Source organism: Angustibacter sp. Root456, assembly GCF_001426435.1.
Lineage (GTDB): Bacteria > Actinomycetota > Actinomycetes > Actinomycetales > Angustibacteraceae > Angustibacter.
Genome location: NZ_LMER01000001.1, coordinates 84,456 through 102,309, shown reverse-complemented (window position 1 = coordinate 102,309; position 17,854 = coordinate 84,456). Strand labels below are relative to the sequence as shown.

Sequence of the window (17,854 nt, the reverse complement as noted above, 5' to 3'; positions counted from 1 at the left end):
GTCAGGGCGCCTAGGGTGACGCCGTGAGCGACGACGACTTCACCCCCTGGACCTCCGACGGCGCCGCGCGCGTCCGGACGGCGGCAGCCGAGTTCTCCGCAGCGATCGTCGCGCACGCCGAGGTCGTGGCGTCCGCCTCTTCGGACGCCGACGTGCCGCGGATCTTCGCCGCCAGCGACCGGCTCCTGCCCGTGGCCCTCGCCTATGCCGACGCCCACTTCGAGCACACGGGCACCGGATCCCCGTTCGGCATCCTCGCCGAGCTGGACGACGACGGGGCTGACGACGACGAGAGCGAGAGCGACGAGCCGGTCACCGGCGTCAGCGTGCTGCAGCGCCGCGACTACCGCGTGGTCGACGAGGCCGCGGTCATCGCCGCAGGGCGCCAGGCCTACCTGCGCGTGTGGCCGGACGACGACGAGGCCGCCGCCGCAGCGGACGTCACTGACCTCGGCCGAGCGCTGTACCAGCTGGCGCACGCTGACGGCTGGCACAGCCTCGACCAGGTCGAAGGCCTGCGCGTGACGGCGGGTGCCGTCGCCGTGTTCGAGCAGGACGAGCTGCTCCGCGGAGATCCGGACGACTGGCCGGACGACGTGTTCGAGCCCGAGGGTGAGCTGTTGTACAGCCAGGCCGACGTCTTCGTCGACTAGGGGAGCGAGGGCGCCGGCCGGACGCCCCCTAGGCTGGACGCATCATGAGCGAAGCGACCGGCCCCGTCCGGCTGCGTGTGGCGCCGTCCCCCACGGGCGACCCGCACGTCGGCACGGCGTACATGTCCCTGTTCAACCTCGCGTTCGTCCGCCAGCAGGGCGGGCAGTTCGTGCTGCGCGTCGAGGACACCGACCGCGCGCGCTACCGCGACGACAGCGAGCAGCAGCTCTACGACACCCTGAGCTGGCTCGGCCTGCACTGGGACGAGGGCCCCGACAAGGGTGGCCCCTTCGCGCCGTACCGGCAGTCCGAGCGGCTCGAGACGTACAAGCCGTACGTCGAGCGACTGCTGGCCGACGGCCACGCCTACTACTGCTGGTGCTCCACCGAGCGACTGCAGGAGATGCGCGAGGCCCAGCAGGCGGCCAAGCAGCCCACCGGCTACGACCGCCTCTGCTACGGCAAGACCCGCGAGGAGCGCGCGCAGCTGCCGGGCTTCAGCGAGACGCCGGTCGTGCGCATGCTCATCCCGGACGACGCGCCGCTGACCTTCACCGACGTCATCCGCGGTGAGGTGAACGCCCCGCGCCCGGACGACCAGGTGATCCTCAAGGCCGACGGCTTCCCGACGTACCACCTCGCCGTCGTCGTCGACGACTACGAGATGGGCATCACGCACGTCGTGCGCGGCGAGGAGTGGATCAGCTCGACGCCGAAGCACGTGCTGCTCTACACCTGGCTCGGTCTGCCGCTGCCGAAGTTCGCGCACATGCCGTTGCTGCGCAACGCGAACAAGTCGAAGATCAGCAAGCGCAAGAACCCGGCCGCGCGCCTCACCTGGTTCCAGGAGCAGGGCTACCTGCCCGAGGCGCTGCGCAACTTCCTGGCCCTGCTCGGCTACTCGATGCCGGGGGGCGAGGAGGTCTTCTCCTTCGACGACATGGTCGAGCACTTCGACTGGAAGCGCGTGAACACCGTCGGGCCGGTCTTCGACCTCGACAAGCTCGACTGGCTCAACGGCCACTACATCCGCAGCCTCAGCGAGGACGATCTCACCGACCGGCTGGTCGCGCGCCTGCAGTTCGACGGACTGCTCGGCGACGAGCCGCGCGAGCGCGACCACGAGGTCGTGCGGGCGGCCACCCCGCTGGTGCAGACGCGCATGGTGCGGCTGAACGAGGCCGCCGGCATGATCGGCTTCCTGCTCGTCGACGATCACGACCTGGTGGTCGAGGACGACGCCCTCGCCTCGCTCAAGGACGACGCCCCCGCGGTGCTCGACGCGGCCGTCACGGCGCTGCAGCCGCTGGCGGACTGGTCGACGGCGCAGATCGAGGCGTCGCTGCGTGCGGCACTGGTCGACGGGCTGGGGATCAAGCCGAAGTTCGCCTTCGGACCGCTGCGCGTCGCCGTCACCGGCCGCCGGGTGTCGCCGCCGCTGTTCGAGTCGATGGAGATCCTCGGCCACGCCTCGACGCTCACCCGGCTCATGGCCCTGCGCTCGCGGCTGGGCTGAAGGCTGGGCTGACGGCTGGGCTGATTTGGGGGAGCGACCGTCGGCCCGCTAGTATCGGCGGTCGGGTCACGGCCCCGGAGCGGTTCCCCGCGTCGGACGTGATACCCCGGTGGGGTATGGTGTAATTGGCAGCACGACTGATTCTGGTTCAGTTAGTCTAGGTTCGAGTCCTGGTACCCCAGCGAGGATGTTCCTGCGAGAGCAGGTAAGATCCTTCACGCAACACCAGCTAGGGCCCCGTTGTGTAGCGGCCTAGCACGCCGCCCTCTCAAGGCGGTAGCGCGGGTTCGAATCCCGTCGGGGCTACGAGCACGAAGGCCCCCGTCCTCGGACGGGGGCCTTCGTCATGTGACACCCAGGAGAGCACCGGGATGAAGTGGCAGGATGTCGAGCGTTGGCGCCGGACGTGACCCGTACCGCTTCGCCGTCCATCGCGCCAGCGCTGACCTCGCTGGCGGTCGGTGGTTTCGCGATCGGCACGACGGAGTTCGTCACCATGGGCCTGCTGCCCGACATCGCCCGCGGCCTGGACGTCTCGATCCCCGCCGCCGGCCGGGTCATCTCGGCCTACGCGCTGGGTGTCGTCGTGGGGGCGCCGCTACTCGCCGTGCTCACCGCCCGCATCCCCCGGACGCGCCTGCTCATGGCGCTGATGGTGGCGTTCGCGCTCGGTAACGTCGCCTCGGCGCTCGCACCGAGCTACACCGGGCTGGTGCTCGCCCGGTTCCTGTCCGGCGTCCCGCACGGCGCCTACTTCGGCATCGCCTCGCTGGTCGCGGTCTCGATGGCCGACCCCGGACGTCGGGGCCGCGCGGCCGCGTTCCCGTTGCTCGGCCTGACCGCCGCCAACGTCGTGGGCGTGCCGGCGTCGTCGTGGCTCGGTCAGCAGCTCGGCTGGCGGGCGGCGTACTGGTTCGTGGCCTTCGTGGGGCTGCTCACCGTGGCGCTCGTGTGGCGGCTGGTGCCCCACGTGCGGGCCCACGAGGGGGCGAGCCGCCGGCAGGAGGTGCGCGCGCTCGCCAAGGGCCAGGTCTGGGTGACGATGGCCATCGGGGCGATCGGCTTCGGCGGCATGTTCGCCGTCTACAGCTACATCGCGCCGCTGCTCACCGAGGTCGCCGGCTGGCAGCCGCGTGCCGTCCCGATCGCGCTCGCCGTCTTCGGCGTCGGCATGACCATCGGCACCGTGCTGGGCGGCCGCCTCGCCGACTGGTCGGTGCCGCGCGCCCTGCTGCTCGGGTTCACGCTCACGCTCGCCGTGCTCGCGTCGTTCCCCTTCGCCGCCCACTCGCGGGTCGGCGTCGCCGCCGCGGTCGTCTCGCTCGGCATCGTGGGCTCGATCACGGTCAACGCCCTGCAGCTGCGGCTCATGGACACCGCGGGCCCGGGGGCGGCGGCGCTCGGTGCCTCGCTCAACCACTCGGCGCTCAACCTGGCCAACGCCTCGGGCGCGTTCCTGGGCGGCCTGGTGATCGACGCCGGCTACGGCTGGACCTCGCCCGCCTGGGTCGGCGCGGGACTGGCCGCCATCGGGCTCGCGATGGCCACGGCGAGCGTGCTCGTCGACCGCCGCCGCGCAGCCGCCCCGACGCCGGCTCCCACGACGCAGATACCCGCCGAAGTCCGGTGATCTCGGCCCCTCAGAGGCCTCGTTGACCGGAAGACGGCGGGTATCTGCGGGGAGAGCCCGGGTCAGCTCGCGCGGCGGAGCACCTCGCTGAGCTTGTTGGCGCCGGCCACGACGGACGGCGCGTGCAGCCGGCCCGGCTGGCGCGACAGGCGCTCGATGGGGCCGCTGATCGACACGGCCGCCACGACGCGACCCGACGGGCCGCGCACCGGCGCCGACACCGAGGCGACGCCGGCCTCGCGCTCGCCCACGCTCTGCGCCCAGCCCCGACGGCGGACGCCGGACAGCGCGGTCGCGGTGAACGCCGCGCCCTGCAGCCCGCGGTGAAGCCGGTCGGGCTCTTCCCAGGCCAGCAGGATCTGGGCCGCCGAACCCGCGAGCATCGACAGCGACGAGCCGACGGGGATGGAGTCGCGCAAGCCGACCGGGCGCTCGGCGGCTGCCACGCAGATGCGGTGGTCGCCCTGGCGGCGGAACAGCTGCGCGCTCTCGCCGGTGTGGTCGCGCAGGGCGGCGAGCACCGGGCCGGCGGCGGCCAGCAGGCGGTCCTCGCCGGCGGCCGAGGCGAGCTCACCCAGGCGCGGGCCGAGCACGAAGCGGCCCTGCATGTCGCGCGCCACGATCCGGTGGTGCTCGAGGGCCACGGCGAGCCGGTGGGCGGTGGGCCGGGCCAGGCCGGTGGCCGCCACGAGCTGGGCGAGGGTCGAGGGCCCGGCCTCCAAGGCGCCCAGAACGACGGCGGCCTTGTCGAGGACGCCGACTCCGCTAGAGTTGTCCATGCCTCGATATTGCCGTCTCACCACGTGAGAAGCAAGTCCCGGCGCGGTGACAACGACGTCACCATCGCTGCCGAGGCGAGACCACGAAAGGACAGTCGACATGGGCCGCACGCTGGCGGAGAAGGTCTGGGACGCGCACGTCGTCCGCAGGGCAGAGGGCGAGCCGGACCTCATCTACATCGACCTGCACCTGCTGCACGAGGTGACCAGCCCCCAGGCGTTCGACGGGCTGCGCCTCGAGGGACGCCCGGTGCGGCGACCGGACCTCACGATCGCGACCGAGGACCACAACGTCCCCACCGTGCCCGGGCCCATCGCCGACCCGGTGTCGCGCACGCAGGTCGAGACGCTGCGCCGCAACTGCGAGGAGTTCGGGGTGCGGCTGCATCCGATGGGCGACGCCGAGCAGGGCATCGTCCACGTCATCGGGCCGCAGCTGGGTCTGACGCAGCCGGGCATGACCATCGTCTGCGGTGACTCGCACACCTCGACGCACGGAGCCTTCGGGGCCCTCGCGTTCGGCATCGGCACGAGCGAGGTCGAGCACGTGCTCGCCACGCAGACGTTGTCGCTCAAGCCCTTCCGCACGATGGCGGTGACGGTCAACGGCGTGCTGCCCGACGGTGTCACCGCCAAGGACCTCGTGCTCGCCGTGATCGCGCGCATCGGCACGGCCGGCGGCCAGGGCCACGTCATCGAGTACCGCGGTGAGGCCATCGAGGCGCTGTCGATGGAGTCGCGGATGACCGTGTGCAACATGTCGATCGAGGCCGGTGCCCGCGCGGGCATGATCGCGCCCGACGAGACGACGTTCGCCTACCTCGAGGGCCGCCCGCACGCGCCCCGGGGCAGCGACTGGGACGACGCCGTGGCCGCCTGGCGGTCCCTGCGCACGGACGACGACGCGCAGTTCGACCGCGAGGTGGTCATCGACGCCGCCGAGCTCACGCCCTTCGTCACCTGGGGCACCAACCCCGGGCAGGGTCTGCCGCTCGGCGAGCGCGTGCCCGACCCGGCAACCCTCGGCGACGACAACGCCCGCACGGCGGCCGAGCGAGCCCTGGAGTACATGGGCCTCACCGCTGGCACCCCGCTGCGCGAGATCGCCGTCGACACCGTGTTCGTGGGGTCGTGCACCAACGGCCGCATCGAGGACCTGCGCGCTGCCGCCCAGGTGCTGAAGGGCCGCAAGGTCAAGGACGGCGTGCGGATGATGGTGGTGCCGGGCTCCGCGCGCGTGCGGCTGCAGGCTGAGAGCGAGGGGCTCGACCAGGTGTTCACGCAGGCCGGTGCCGACTGGCGGCTCGCCGGATGCTCGATGTGCCTCGGCATGAACCCCGACCAGCTGGCGCCTGGGGAACGCAGCGCATCGACGTCGAACCGCAACTTCGAGGGCCGGCAGGGCAAGGGCGGGCGCACCCACCTGGTCTCACCGCCCGTCGCGGCGGCCACGGCCGTCCGCGGAACCCTGTCGTCCCCCGCCGACCTGGACTGAGGAGCCACCATGCAGCCCTTCACGCGACACACTGGTATCGGCGTCCCGCTGCGCCGCAGCAACGTCGACACCGACCAGATCATCCCGGCGGTCTACCTCAAGCGCGTGACGCGCACCGGATTCGAGGACGGCCTGTTCGCGGCCTGGCGGTCGGACGAGACGTTCGTCCTCAACCAGCCGGCGTTCCGGGACGGCAGCGTCCTGGTGGCCGGCCCCGACTTCGGCACCGGTTCGTCGCGGGAGCACGCCGTGTGGGCGCTGATGAACTACGGCTTCCGGGTCGTCGTCAGCTCGCGCTTCGCCGACATCTTCCGCGGCAACAGCGGTAAGCAAGGCCTGCTGACCGCGCAGGTGAGCCAGGACGACGTCGAGCTGCTCTGGAAGCTCCTCGAGAACGAGCCGGGCACCGAGGTCACGGTCGACCTGGAGGCCAAGACGGTGCACGCGGGAGACATCACCTGCCCCTTCGAGGTCGACGACTACACCCGCTGGCGGCTGCTCGAGGGCCTCGACGACATCTCGTTGACCCTCGGACACGGCGACGAGATCACGAATTTCGAGCAAGGTCGTCCAGCCTGGTTGCCGCTGACGACGCCGGCCTGATCCGGCCAGCCTGGCGGCCTCGCAAGAGCCCGATCATCCCCACGGGGGTGATCGGGCTCTTCGCGTCTTCGCCTGCGCTGCAACGGGTTTCGGCGCTCGATCCCGCTGCGGTGCTTGGTCAGCAGATCGCGACCGTCACGGTCAGGACGCCGTCGATCCGTAACCGGAAGGCCCGATCCTGGCCCCCAAACGCTTGCGACACAAGCGTTAAGACCTTCGCATGTGTTGGACGTGGACCCCGTGTGGTCCTACCGTCGTCCACGAGTCGAGCGCCGCTCGACGGCAACGGCATCAGCCGGGCAGCGGCCTGGCGGACATCTCCAAGAGGGAGAAACGCAGTGAACAAGGGACAGCTGGTCGACGCACTCGAGTCACGTCTCGGCAGCAAGCGCGCCGCGGCCGAGGCCCTGGAGGCCGTCGTCGACGTCATCACCGTCACGGTCGCCAAGGGCGAGAAGGTCGCCATCACCGGCTTCGGCACCTTCGAGAAGGCCGCCCGCGCCGCCCGCACCGGCCGCAACCCGCGGACCGGTCAGGCCGTGAAGATCAAGAAGACCTCGGTGCCTCGCTTCCGCGCTGGCACGGCGTTCAAGGAGGTCACCTCCGACGCCAAGGCGCTGCGGGCGTTCACCGCGGCCGCCGCCGGCCGTGCGGCGTCGTCGGCCACCAAGGTCGCCGCGTCGGTTGCGGGCTCTGCGGCCGGTGGCGCTCGTCGGGCGGCCGGGGCTGCGGCTCCGGCGTCGAAGACGACGGCGAAGAAGACCACGGCGAAGAAGACGACGGCGAAGAAGGCCGCGGCGAGCACCTCGACGGCCAAGAAGGCGACCGCCAAGAAGGCCGCGACCAAGGCGACGACGAAGACGGCCGCCAAGAAGTCGACGGCCACCAAGGCGACGGCGAAGAAGGCCACGACCAAGGCGGCTCCGGCCAAGAAGGCGACCGCGAAGAAGGCCACCGCCTCGAAGGCCACCACGAAGAAGGCCACGACCAAGGCCGCACCGGCCAAGAAGGCCACCGCTTCGAAGGCCACTGCTTCGAAGGCCACTGCTTCGAAGGCCACCGCTTCGAAGGCGACCGCCAAGAAGGCGACCGCCAAGAAGGCCACCACGAAGAAGGCGGCGGCCAAGCGCGCGGGCCGCGCCCGCTGACCCACCGCCGAACGACGAGCACGGCCGGAAGGGGCCGGCACCCTCGATGAGGGTGTCGGCCCTTTTCCTTGCGATGATGGGGGCATGACTGACGTCCTCACCGTGCACGGCGGCACCCCGCTCAAGGGCGAGATCCGCGTCCGCGGCGCCAAGAACCTGGTCTCGAAGGCCATGGTGGCGACCCTGCTCGCCGAGAGCCCCAGCCGGCTGCGCGGTGTGCCGCAGATCGCCGACGTCCGGATCGTCTCCGGGCTCCTGGAGCTGCACGGCGTGCAGGTCTCGGACGGCGCCGAGCAGGGTGAGCTGCTGTTCGACCCGACGAACGTCGAGAGCGCCCACGTCGCCGACATCGACGCCCACGCCGGGTCCAGCCGCATCCCGATCCTGTTCTGCGGCCCGCTGCTGCACCGGCTCGGCGAGGCGTTCATCCCCGACCTCGGCGGCTGCCGGATCGGTGAGCGGCCCATCGACTACCACCTCGACGTGCTGCGCCAGTTCGGCGCCGTCGTCGAGAAGCGCCCTGAGGGGCTGCACCTGCACGCCCCCCAGCGGCTGCAGGGCACGCGGCTGGAGCTGCCGTACCCCAGCGTCGGCGGCACCGAGCAGGTGCTGCTCACCGCCGTGCGGGCCCAGGGCCTCACCGAGCTGCGCAACGCCGCCATGGAGCCCGAGATCCTCGACCTCATCGCGGTGCTGCAGAAGATGGGCGCGATCATCAGCGTCGACACCGACCGGGTGATCCGCATCGAGGGGGTCGACTCGCTCCAGGGCTTCACCCACCGCGCGATCCCCGACCGCATGGAGGCGGCGTCCTGGGCGTGCGCGGCCCTGGCCACCCGCGGCGAGATCTACGTCGAGGGCGCCCGCCAGCCCGACATGATGACCTTCCTCAACGTGTTCCGGAAGATCGGCGGCGCCTTCGAGGTCGACGACGGCGGCATCCGGTTCTGGCGCGAGGGCGAGGCGCAGCGCTCGCTCGTGCTCGAGACCGACGTCCACCCCGGCTTCATGACCGACTGGCAGCAGCCGCTCGTCGTGGCCCTCACCCAGACCAGCGGGCTGTCGATCCTGCACGAGACGGTGTACGAGAACCGGCTCGGGTTCACCCGCGCGCTCGTCGACATGGGCGCGACCATCCAGCTCTACCGCGAGTGCCTCGGTGGGCTGCCGTGCCGCTTCGGTCAGCGCAACTTCAAGCACTCCGCCGTGATCTCCGGGCCCACGCCGCTCAAGGGCGGTGACATCGAGGTGCCCGACCTGCGCGGCGGGTTCAGCTACCTCATCGCGGCCCTGGCGGCACAGGGCACCTCCACCGTGCGCGGCGTGGATCTGATCTACCGCGGCTACGAGCAGTTCCTCGACAAGCTCGACGCGGTCGGCGCGCAGTACGAGCGCAGCTGACGTCGCTCAGACGCCGACGATCCGCAGGCCCACCACGCGGTCGTCGGCGACCTCGACGGTGAGGCGCTGGCCGACGCGCAGCAGTCGCAGGCCACTGCGCTCGAAGGCCTCGGCGGCGAACGGCAGGCGCGTGCCGTCGTCCAGCAGCACGCTGCCCGCGCCGGTCGTGGTGTCGAACTCGTGCACCGATGCCTGCATGGCGGCCAGGCTAGTGCGCGGTGCCGGCGGCTGGCCCGCACGGGCACAGGTCGACCGCGCCGCCCAGGGCCGCGGCCGTGGCCGGCCCGACGCCGAGCGCGACGGCCGCGGTGAGGGCGGCCCAGGTGTCGACGTCGCGCCGCAGCCGAGGCAGGTCCAGGTCGAGCCGGACGGCGCCGCGCTGCTCGTGCCGGAGGGCGGAGTCGCCGCCGAAGGCCGGTTGCAGCAAGCCCGGCCGCGCGGCGCTGAGCAGCACGCTGCCGGAGCCCTCGGCGTCAGGGACGACGGCGAGCTGCCGGCTCGCTGCCTGCTCGAGCGCCGCAGCGAGCTCGTCGGGGGTGAGCGCCGGGACGTCGGCGAGGAGCACGGCGGCGGGGTGGTCGGCGGCGAGCTGCTGGGCCACCTCGACACCGCGCCGCACGGCGTCGCTGAGGCTGCGACCGCTGTCGCGGACCACGTGGTCACCGGCGGCCGCGCACTCGGCCGCCAGGTCGTCGTCGGCGGTGACGACGACGACCCGGGCCACTGCCGACGTCGCGCGCACCGCGGCGAGGGAGTCGCGCGCGATGGCCCGAGCGAGTCGTGGGCGGTCGACACCCGCGGGCACCTCGAGCCGGCTCTTGGCACGCGTGGAGCTCTGCACCGGCAGGACGAGCGTCCACCCGTGGCGCGGGCTCGGGGCTGCGTACTGGCTCACCACCCGATGGTCGCAGTCACCGCGTGCTGCCTCGACAAGCCCCCCGCCCGGCGGCGAGGATGCATCCGCTGCAGGATGCAGGTCGGGCGCGACAGCGCTCCCACGACGAAGGAGCGTGCGTGTCGCTGAAGGAGCAGAGCTGGGCGTACCGGTTCGTCGTCCACCTGCTGCGGCCGCTGTTCATGGCGCTGACCCGCCGCGACTGGCGGGGAGCCGAGCACCTGCCCGCTGAGGGTGGCTTCGTCGCCTGCTCCAACCACATGACCTACGTCGACCCGCTGACGTTCGCGCACTTCCTCATCGACAACGGCCGGCCGCCGGTGTTCCTCGGCAAGGAGGAGGTGTTCCGGGTGCCGGTGGTGGGTTGGCTCCTGCGCGAGGCCGACCAGATCCCCGTGCACCGTGAGACGGGCGACGCCGTTGCGGCGTTCTCGTCCGCGGTCGAGGGGCTGGAGCAGGGAAGGTGCATCGCGATCTTCCCCGAGGCCACGCTCACCCGTGACCCTCAGCTGTGGCCCATGGTGGGCAAGACCGGGGCGGCCCGCCTGGCGCTCACGACCGGCTGCTCGGTGGTCCCCGTGGCGCAGTGGGGCCCCCAGGAGATCCTCATGCCCTACGCGAAGCGGCTGCGCCTGCTGCCGCGCAAGACGATGCGCGTGCTGGCCGGGCCCCCGGTCGACCTCGACGACCTGCGCGGGCGCCCGCTCGACGCCGAGGTGCTCACCGAGGCCTCGGGCCGGATCATGCGCGACATCACCGGCTTGCTCGAGCAGCTGCGAGGGGAGCAGGCGCCCGCGCGTCGCTTCGACCCGCGCGAGCACGGCCTGCCCCGCACGGGCAACCCGCACAAGCCGAAGCGGCGCGCCTCGTGAGCCACGGTGTCGCGAGCCACGGTGTCGTGAGCCGCTGCGCCGTGATGGGCGCCGGCAGCTGGGGCACCGCGTTCGCGATGATCCTGGCTGACGCCGGCAACGAGGTGACGATGTGGGCCCGGCGGCCGGAGCAGGCTGCCGCGATCCGCGACCAGCACCGCAACCCGGACTACCTGCCGCAGCTGGAGCTGCCGACCGCGGTGACGGCCACCGCTGACGCGCGCGAGGCGCTCGACGGCGCGGACGTCGTCGTCCTGGCCGTGCCCTCGCAGCACCTTCGCGAGAACCTCAGCGCCTGGCGCCACGACGTCCCCCAGGGCGCGCCCGTGGTCTCGCTCATGAAGGGCGTGGAGCTCGGGACCACCCAGCGGATGAGCCAGGTGATCCACGAGGCCGGTCACATCGCGCCCGAGCGGGTCGTCGTCGTCTCGGGCCCCAACCTGGCGCCCGAGATCGCCGAGCGGCAGCCGGCGGCGAGCGTCGTCGCCTGCGTCGACCACGACACCGCCGACCGCGTGGCCCACGCCTGCGCGACGTCGTACTTCCGCCCCTACACCGGCACCGACGTCGTGGGCACCGAGCTGGGCGGGGCGGTCAAGAACGTCATCGCCCTGGCCGTGGGCATGGCCGCGGGCATGGGCTTCGGCGACAACACCAAGGCGACGATCGTCACGCGCGGGCTGGCCGAGACGGCCCGGCTCGGCGAGGCGCTGGGCGCGGACCCGGCGACGTTCGCCGGTCTCGCGGGTGTGGGCGACCTGATCGCCACCTGCCTGTCGCCGTTGTCGCGCAACCGGACCTTCGGGGAGAACCTCGGTCGCGGCATGAGCGTCGACGAGGTCATCGCCACCACCCGGCAGACCGCCGAGGGCGTGAAGTCGTGCCAGTCGATCCTCGACCTGGCCTACGCCAACGGGGTCGACATGCCCATCACCGAGGGCGTGGTCGCCGTCGTCCACCACGGCCTGTCGCCGCAGGAGATGGGCCGGCGGCTGCTGTCGCGCGCGCGCAAGCCCGAGGCCGACTAGCGGCTCAGCGCCGTACGGCGTACCGCAGGAACACCACCCCGGCGGCGAAGCGGCGGGTCTCGGTGAGCTCGAGGTCGAGCCGGACGTCGTCGGGCAGCCATCGCGTGCCGCCACCAACCACCACCGGGATGACCAGCTGCTGCAGCTCGTCGACCAGGCCGGACCGCACGGCCTGCGTGGCCAACGTGGCTCCGCCGATGCCGACGTCGCGGGCCGAGTCGGCCACCAGCTGCTGGACGGCGGCGGGGTCGAACGTGCGCTCGACCGTCGTGCGCCGGGTGGTCGGCTGCTCGAGAGTCCGGGAGAAGACGACCTTGTCGGCGTCCTGCCACAGGGCCGCGAACTCGTCGGTGATCGCGGAGTCGGGGTCGCCGGAGTCCGGCGGTGCCTCCCAGTAGCGCATCACCTCGTACATACGCCGTCCCAGCAGGTGGGTGCCGAGCGGGCGCACGAGCTCGTTGGCGAAGGTGTGCACCTCCTCGTCGGGCCGGGCCCAGGCGAAGCTGCCCTCGGCGTCGACCGTGTAGCCGTCGAGGGACGTGATCGCGTTGTAGACGAGGCGGCCCACGGCAGTCTCAGCCCGCCTGCTCGAGCAGCCAGCTGTGGGCCCGGCCGATACCCGCGAGCAGCGAGAGGTGGCCTGCGTCGTCGTCGAGCAACGCGCTCGCGCCCGGCACCGCCTGGGCGAGCCAGCTGCCGTGGTCGAGCGGCACCATGAGGTCCTGGCCGCCGGCCATCACCAGCACGGGCACGCGGATGTCGTCGAGGCTGAACCCCCAGGGCTGCACGAAGGCGAGGTCGTCGTCGAGCCATCCGTCGACCCCCGGTCGCAGGCCGTCGGCCATGCTGGCGTGCAGCCACGTGCCGAGCTCGCCGCCCAGCACCGCGAGGTCCGCGGGCGGGAGCAGGGTGCGCATGCTCGCCTCGAGTCCCTCGGGTCCGGCGTCCAGGATCGCCTGCCGACCCGCGACGAGGAACGGACGCAGCTGCTCCTCGCCGGCCACCGCGGCCCCGAACTCCTCGACGTTGTCGTCGCCCATGCCCGCGAGCCAGTCGAGGCCGGCGACGTCGTACGGCGCCACACCGGCAACCGTGGCCGCGGCGAGGCACCGGTCGGGCAGCAGCGCGGCGCAGGCGAGGGAGTGCGGGCCGCCCCCCGATGAGCCGGAGGTGACGAAGCGATCGACGCCGAGCGCGTCGAGCAGGTGCGTGACGTCGGTGACGACGTCGGCGACGCGGCGTCCCTCAGCCCGCGACGACCCGCCGTACCCCGGCCGGTCGAAGCTGATGACGCGCAGGCCCTGGGCGCGGGCGTCGTCGAGCTGCAGCGACAGCACCAGGCCCGACTGGGGCGAGCCGTGGTGCAGCACCAACGACAGGCGGTCGTCGCCGGGCTCGCCGTCGTCGCGGACGTGCAGCGTGCGGCCGTCGGGCAGCGGGACGTCGAGGGTGCGCGCGGGGGAGGAGGCCATGACGCGCAACCTACCTGGGCGGTCCGTCAGGCGCGCAGGGCCTGGTCGAGGTCGGCCCAGAGGTCGTCGACGTCCTCGATGCCCACCGACAGGCGCAGCAGCGACTCCGGGACGACGGGTGACTCGGCCGCGTGCCGTCGCCGGCGCTCCAGCGACGACTCGACGCCGCCCAGGCTCGTCGCGTGCACCCACAGCCGGGTGGCCGCGGCCACCCGCTCGGCGGCCGCCGCGTCACCGTCGACCTCGATGCTGACGATCGCCCCGAAGCCACGCATCTGGGCGACGGCCCGGGCGTGCCCGGGGTCGTCGGGCAGCGACGGGTGCCGCACCGCACGTACCGCGGGGTGCGCCTGCAGCCGCCGGGCCAGCTCGGCTGCGTTGGCTTGCGCCCGCTCGACGCGCACCGTGAGCGTCCGCAGCCCGCGCAGCGCCAGCCAGACCTCCTGGGGGCCGGCGATGCTTCCGGTGAGATGCCGGTGAGCCCGCAGCCGCTCGTGCAGGTCGCGGCCGGCGGAGTCGTCGCGCGTCACGGTCGCCCCGAGGACGACGTCGGAGTGACCCGCGAGGTACTTCGTGACCGAGTGGACGACGACGTCGACGCCGTGGTCGAGCGGGCGCTGCACGACCGGCGTCGCGAACGTGTTGTCGGCGACCACGAGCGCGCCCTCGGCGTGGGCCAGGTCGACGAGCGCCGGCAGGTCGGCGACGTCGAGCATCGGGTTGGTCGGCGACTCCACCACGAGCAGGTCGGCGCCCCGCAGCGCCTCGCCCACGGCGTCGGTGTCGGCGATCTCGACCTGCCGCAGCGTCAGCCGGCCCTGCCTCTGGGCGAGCTGCAGCTGCGTGGTGGTGCCCGAGTAGGCGCTGCTCGGCGCCACGACGACCGAGCCGTCGGGCACCAGCGCGGTCGCCGCCGCCATCGCGGCGAGGCCCGCGGAGTACACGAGGGCCCGGCCGCCCTCGAGCGCACCGAGCACGGTCTCGAAGGCGTCCCACGTCGGGTTGCCGGTGCGGCCGTAGTCGTACGGGCCGTCGGCCACGTAAGTGGAGGTCAGCCACACGGCCTCGTTGACGGCGGCACCCGGCCGGGTCCTCGGGCGTCCGGCGGTGACGGCGACGGTGGCCGGGGCCAGCCCGGCGGGTGAGGCCGGGCGACCGGCGTCCTGGGGTGCGCTCACGGCTGGGAGGGTAGCCGGGCGGGCGCGTCGTCGAAGGCGGCGTCCACGCCCGGGTAGGGTGCTGCGGCGATGAACCTCACCCCTGGCCAGGCCCCCGCCCCGCACAAGCCCCGCGTCGCCGTCGTCTTCGGTGGACGTTCCAGTGAGCACGCCGTGAGCTGCATGACGGCGGCCGGTGTGCTGCGCGCTCTCGACCGCGACCGCTACGACGTCGTGCCCGTGGGAATCGCCACCGACGGCCGGTGGGTGCTGGCCGAGGACGACCCCGACGTGCTGGAGGCGCGCGACCGCACGCTGCCCGCGGTCGACACCTCGGGCCCCGGAGTGCTCGTGCCCACCAGCACCTCCGACCGCACGCTGCGCGCGCTGCGTCCGGGCGAGGTGCCGAGCACCCTCGGGAACGTCGACGTCGTCTTCCCGCTGCTGCACGGCCCGTTCGGTGAGGACGGCACGCTCCAGGGACTCCTCGAGCTCGGTGACGTGCCGTACGTCGGGTCGGGCGTGCTCGCGTCCGCGGCGAGCATGGACAAGCACTACATGAAGGTGCTGCTGGCCGGCCACGGACTGCCGGTGGGGCCGTACGAGGTCGTCACGCCGCGCCAGTGGGAGACCGACCCCGACGCCGTCCTCGCGCGCCTCGCCGCCCTGGCACTGCCGGTGTTCGTCAAACCCGCCCGCGCAGGGTCGAGCATGGGCATCACGCGTGTGGAGGACCCCGCCGACCTGCGCGCCGCCATCGAGGCCGCCCGCGAGCACGACCCCAAGGTCGTCGTCGAGGCTGGCATCGCCGGACGCGAGCTCGAGTGCGGCGTGCTGCAGGACCTCGACGGCACGCCGCGAGCCAGCGAGCTCGGAGAGATCGAGGTCGTCTCGGGTCACAGCTTCTACGACTTCGAGGCCAAGTACCTCGACGAGGACGACGTCCGGCTCACCACGCCGGCCGACGTGCCACCCGACGTGCGCGATCGCGTGCAGGAGCTCGCGGTGGAGACCTTCGAGGTCATGGGTTGCGAGGGCCTGGCCCGGGTCGACGTGTTCCTCACCCCCGACGGCGAGGTGGTGGTGAACGAGATCAACACGATGCCGGGGTTCACGCCGATCTCGATGTTCCCGCGCATGTGGGCGGCGTCCGGCGTCGACTACCCGGCGCTGGTCGACCGGCTGATCCAGCTCGCCCTGCGGCGGCGCACCGGCCTGCGCTGAGCCCAGCCGAGCCCACCTCAGGGCCCGCTCAGCGGCAGCGGTGCTCGCCCTGCGCGATCGCGGCGACGACGTCGGAGAACGGCGGCAGCACGAGCGGCTCGGGTGCGTAGGCGTTCGGCACGAGCACCTGGACGGCGGGATCGCGGCCGAAGGTGGTAAACGACTGGCCGTCCTTCAGCGGGTGGCGCACCCAGTCGACGCCGTTGACCTCGATGCACTCGTCGGTGGTCGGCCCGGGTGGCCGCACGCCGCAGCGCCAGATGACCGCGGGGTCGCCCCACGCGGCCACGGCTGGGGAGTCGGACGACGTCGCCACCCGAGGCTGCCCCTGGACGGACGCGGGCAGCTTCGCCGCCAGCTCGGCGCACGCCGGGTCAGCCGCACCGACCGGCGCCGTGACCTCGAGGGGCCGGGTGAGCCACCACACCGTTCCCGCCGTGACGGCGGCCAACGCCACCGCGGCGGCGAGCAGCCAGGTCAGACGTGGACGACGGTGCACGTGAGCGTGCGGGTGATCCCTGCGACGTCCTGGATCTTGGCGATGACCAGCTTGCCCAGCTCGTCGACGTTGCGGGCCTCGACGCGCGCGATGACGTCGTAGGGGCCGGTGACGTCCTCGGCGAGGGTGACCCCGGTGATCCCGGCGATCGTCTCGGCGACCGTGGCGGCCTTGCCGACCTCGGTCTGGATGAGGATGTAGGCCTGCACCACCACCGCGTCCTCCACTGCTCGGGCGGTGCCGACTGCCCCGCTTCGCCCCGAACGCTACCGTGCCGGACGTGGCAGATGACCTTGCGTCCACGACGACGTTGGCCGACGTGGGCGAGGACGGCCTGCTCGCGGCGATCTTCCCCGTGCTGCCGGTCGCGCCGAGCACGCTCATCGGCCCCGGGGACGACACCGCCGTGGTGCGCGCTCCGGACGGGCGCGTCGTGGTGACCACCGACGTGCTGGTCGAGGGCCGGGACTTCCGCCGCGACTGGTCGTCACCGCAGGACGTCGGGTGGAAGGCCGCCGCGCAGAACCTCGCGGACGTCGCGGCCATGGGTGCGGTGCCGACCGCGCTGGTCGTCGGGCTGGTGGCGCCCGCTGAGCTCCCGGTGACATGGGCAGTGGGCCTGGCTGAGGGCCTGGCGGCGGCCTGCGCCGGCACGGGCGCGGGCGTCGTCGGGGGTGACCTGTCGTCCGGCCCGGTGGTGATGGTGTCGGTGACGGCGCTGGGTGACCTGCAGGGCCGCCCGGCCGTGCTGCGGTCAGGGGCGCGGCCCGGCGACGTGGTCGCGGTGGCCGGCCGGCTCGGTGGGTCGGCCGCGGGGCTCGCGCTGCTGCAGGCCGGGCGCCCCGACGCCGCCCCCGACCTGGTGGAGGCCCACCGCCGTCCGCAGCCGCCGTACGAGGCCGGCCCGGCGGCGGCGCAGGCGGGCGCCACGGCGATGCTCGACGTCAGCGACGGCCTGGTGCGCGACCTCGGCCGGCTCGCCCGCGCCAGCGGCGTCGCCATCGACCTCGACTGGAGCCAGCTCACGGCGTTCGCGGCGCCGCTCGCTCCGGCGCTGCGGGCGCTGGGTCGGCCCGACAACGGTTGGGGGCCCTGGGTGCTCGCCGGGGGAGAGGACCATCCGCTCGCCGCGACCTTCCCGGCGGGCGTCGTGCTGCCCGACGGCTTCACGGCGGTGGGTCAGGTGCTGCCCCCGATCGAGGGGCGCCCCCCGGTGCTGCTGGACGGCGAGGAGCCCGCCGTCCAGGGCTGGGACCACTTCCGCCCCTGACCCCTGGCGTGATCATGCACGTCAGCGCACCCGAGCTGCGCTGGCGTGCATGATCACGAACGAGGTGGGGGGCCGGGGCGGGGTGGGGGCTGGGTGCGGTGGGGGCTGGGTGCGGTGGGGGCTGGGTGCGGTGGGGGCTGGGTGCGGTGAGTGGTGGTGCGGATGCAGTGAGGGCCGGCCCGCAGCAGCGGACCGGCCCTCACCGACGGGG

General features: G+C 73.0%; 19 protein-coding genes and 2 tRNA genes. 13 read left to right on the top strand and 8 right to left on the bottom strand.

All coding sequences use genetic code 11. The annotated features are described in order from the left end of the window. The first annotated feature begins 23 nt into the window (after nt 1-23). The 5 genes from ASD06_RS00550 to ASD06_RS00530 all read left to right on the top strand — a co-directional run bounded on the left by ASD06_RS00550 (nt 24) and on the right by ASD06_RS00530 (nt 3,800). On the top strand, nt 24-653 hold the full coding sequence (locus ASD06_RS00550; RefSeq protein WP_056671816.1) for a hypothetical protein: 630 nt from the start codon (nt 24-26) through the stop codon (nt 651-653). A gap of 44 nt (nt 654-697) precedes the next feature. Next, the gene (gene gltX, locus ASD06_RS00545; RefSeq protein ID WP_056671813.1) at nt 698-2,170 is read left to right on the top strand and encodes a glutamate--tRNA ligase; all 1,473 of its coding nucleotides are present in this window, start codon (nt 698-700) and stop codon (nt 2,168-2,170) included. Between the two features lie 110 nt (nt 2,171-2,280). After that, a tRNA-Gln gene (locus ASD06_RS00540) sits at nt 2,281-2,352 on the top strand. A 51-nt stretch (nt 2,353-2,403) separates the two neighbouring features. Continuing rightward, nucleotides 2,404-2,476 (top strand) — tRNA-Glu (locus tag ASD06_RS00535). Between the two features lie 100 nt (nt 2,477-2,576). Next, nucleotides 2,577-3,800 (top strand): MFS transporter, encoded by a 1,224-nt coding sequence (locus tag ASD06_RS00530; protein WP_235502153.1) that lies wholly within the window; start codon nt 2,577-2,579, stop codon nt 3,798-3,800. A gap of 62 nt (nt 3,801-3,862) precedes the next feature. Here ASD06_RS00530 and ASD06_RS00525 read toward each other — a convergent pair whose 3' ends face one another. Continuing rightward, nucleotides 3,863-4,579, bottom strand: coding sequence for an IclR family transcriptional regulator (locus ASD06_RS00525; protein WP_056671810.1), 717 nt, complete (start codon nt 4,577-4,579; stop codon nt 3,863-3,865). 100 nt (nt 4,580-4,679) lie between these two features. Here ASD06_RS00525 and leuC point away from each other — a divergent pair, with 100 nt between their 5' ends. From leuC to murA, 4 genes are all read left to right on the top strand, one after another. Then, entirely contained in the window at nt 4,680-6,074 is a 1,395-nt protein-coding gene (leuC, locus tag ASD06_RS00520; protein ID WP_056671807.1) for a 3-isopropylmalate dehydratase large subunit, read from the top strand. Between the two features lie 9 nt (nt 6,075-6,083). Then, complete coding sequence (gene leuD / locus ASD06_RS00515; RefSeq protein WP_056671804.1) at nt 6,084-6,677, top strand: 3-isopropylmalate dehydratase small subunit; 594 nt, start codon at nt 6,084-6,086, stop codon at nt 6,675-6,677. Between the two features lie 338 nt (nt 6,678-7,015). Then, nucleotides 7,016-7,825, top strand: a complete 810-nt coding sequence (locus tag ASD06_RS00510) for an HU family DNA-binding protein (protein WP_056671801.1) — start codon at nt 7,016-7,018, stop codon at nt 7,823-7,825. 84 nt (nt 7,826-7,909) lie between these two features. After that, nucleotides 7,910-9,226 carry a UDP-N-acetylglucosamine 1-carboxyvinyltransferase gene (gene murA / locus ASD06_RS00505; protein WP_056671798.1) on the top strand — a complete coding sequence of 439 codons (1,317 nt, stop codon included), beginning with the start codon at nt 7,910-7,912 and terminating at the stop codon, nt 9,224-9,226. A gap of 6 nt (nt 9,227-9,232) precedes the next feature. Here murA and ASD06_RS19215 read toward each other — a convergent pair whose 3' ends face one another. Then, a complete protein-coding gene (locus ASD06_RS19215) occupies nt 9,233-9,424 on the bottom strand; it encodes a hypothetical protein (protein WP_056671795.1) in 192 nt (63 codons plus the stop codon). A 10-nt stretch (nt 9,425-9,434) separates the two neighbouring features. Then, complete coding sequence (gene cofC, locus ASD06_RS00495) at nt 9,435-10,121, bottom strand: 2-phospho-L-lactate guanylyltransferase (RefSeq protein WP_200941765.1); 687 nt, start codon at nt 10,119-10,121, stop codon at nt 9,435-9,437. Between the two features lie 119 nt (nt 10,122-10,240). Here cofC and ASD06_RS00490 point away from each other — a divergent pair, with 119 nt between their 5' ends. Together ASD06_RS00490 and ASD06_RS00485 are read left to right on the top strand one after the other, a co-directional pair. After that, nucleotides 10,241-10,993, top strand: coding sequence for a 1-acyl-sn-glycerol-3-phosphate acyltransferase (locus tag ASD06_RS00490; RefSeq protein ID WP_056671789.1), 753 nt, complete (start codon nt 10,241-10,243; stop codon nt 10,991-10,993). A gap of 26 nt (nt 10,994-11,019) precedes the next feature. After that, nucleotides 11,020-12,021: an NAD(P)H-dependent glycerol-3-phosphate dehydrogenase gene (locus ASD06_RS00485; protein ID WP_056672852.1), complete on the top strand. Its 1,002-nt coding sequence runs from the start codon at nt 11,020-11,022 to the stop codon at nt 12,019-12,021. Between the two features lie 4 nt (nt 12,022-12,025). On the opposite strand, the gene ASD06_RS00480 is transcribed toward ASD06_RS00485, so the two are convergent. The 3 genes from ASD06_RS00480 to ASD06_RS00470 are packed head-to-tail and all read right to left on the bottom strand — an operon-like array spanning nt 12,026 to nt 14,671. Then, nucleotides 12,026-12,589 (bottom strand): dihydrofolate reductase family protein, encoded by a 564-nt coding sequence (locus tag ASD06_RS00480; protein WP_056671786.1) that lies wholly within the window; start codon nt 12,587-12,589, stop codon nt 12,026-12,028. 7 nt (nt 12,590-12,596) lie between these two features. Further along, nucleotides 12,597-13,493 (bottom strand): alpha/beta fold hydrolase, encoded by an 897-nt coding sequence (locus ASD06_RS00475; RefSeq protein WP_056671782.1) that lies wholly within the window; start codon nt 13,491-13,493, stop codon nt 12,597-12,599. Nucleotides 13,494-13,519: 26 nt separating this feature from the next. Then, nucleotides 13,520-14,671 carry a PLP-dependent aspartate aminotransferase family protein gene (locus ASD06_RS00470; RefSeq protein ID WP_056671779.1) on the bottom strand — a complete coding sequence of 384 codons (1,152 nt, stop codon included), beginning with the start codon at nt 14,669-14,671 and terminating at the stop codon, nt 13,520-13,522. A gap of 69 nt (nt 14,672-14,740) precedes the next feature. Between ASD06_RS00470 and ASD06_RS00465 the strand changes: the two genes are divergently transcribed. Further along, on the top strand, nt 14,741-15,874 hold the full coding sequence (locus ASD06_RS00465; RefSeq protein ID WP_056671775.1) for a D-alanine--D-alanine ligase family protein: 1,134 nt from the start codon (nt 14,741-14,743) through the stop codon (nt 15,872-15,874). Nucleotides 15,875-15,902: 28 nt separating this feature from the next. On the opposite strand, the gene ASD06_RS00460 is transcribed toward ASD06_RS00465, so the two are convergent. Together ASD06_RS00460 and ASD06_RS00455 are read right to left on the bottom strand one after the other, a co-directional pair. Beyond that, the gene (locus ASD06_RS00460; RefSeq protein WP_056671772.1) at nt 15,903-16,373 is read right to left on the bottom strand and encodes a DUF3515 domain-containing protein; all 471 of its coding nucleotides are present in this window, start codon (nt 16,371-16,373) and stop codon (nt 15,903-15,905) included. After that, nucleotides 16,352-16,585 (bottom strand): Lrp/AsnC family transcriptional regulator, encoded by a 234-nt coding sequence (locus ASD06_RS00455; protein WP_056672849.1) that lies wholly within the window; start codon nt 16,583-16,585, stop codon nt 16,352-16,354. Before ASD06_RS00455 ends, ASD06_RS00460 begins: the two co-directional genes overlap by 22 nt. A gap of 68 nt (nt 16,586-16,653) precedes the next feature. Here ASD06_RS00455 and ASD06_RS00450 point away from each other — a divergent pair, with 68 nt between their 5' ends. Continuing rightward, nucleotides 16,654-17,643 carry a thiamine-phosphate kinase gene (locus ASD06_RS00450; protein WP_056672848.1) on the top strand — a complete coding sequence of 330 codons (990 nt, stop codon included), beginning with the start codon at nt 16,654-16,656 and terminating at the stop codon, nt 17,641-17,643. The last annotated feature ends 211 nt before the right edge of the window (nt 17,644-17,854 follow it).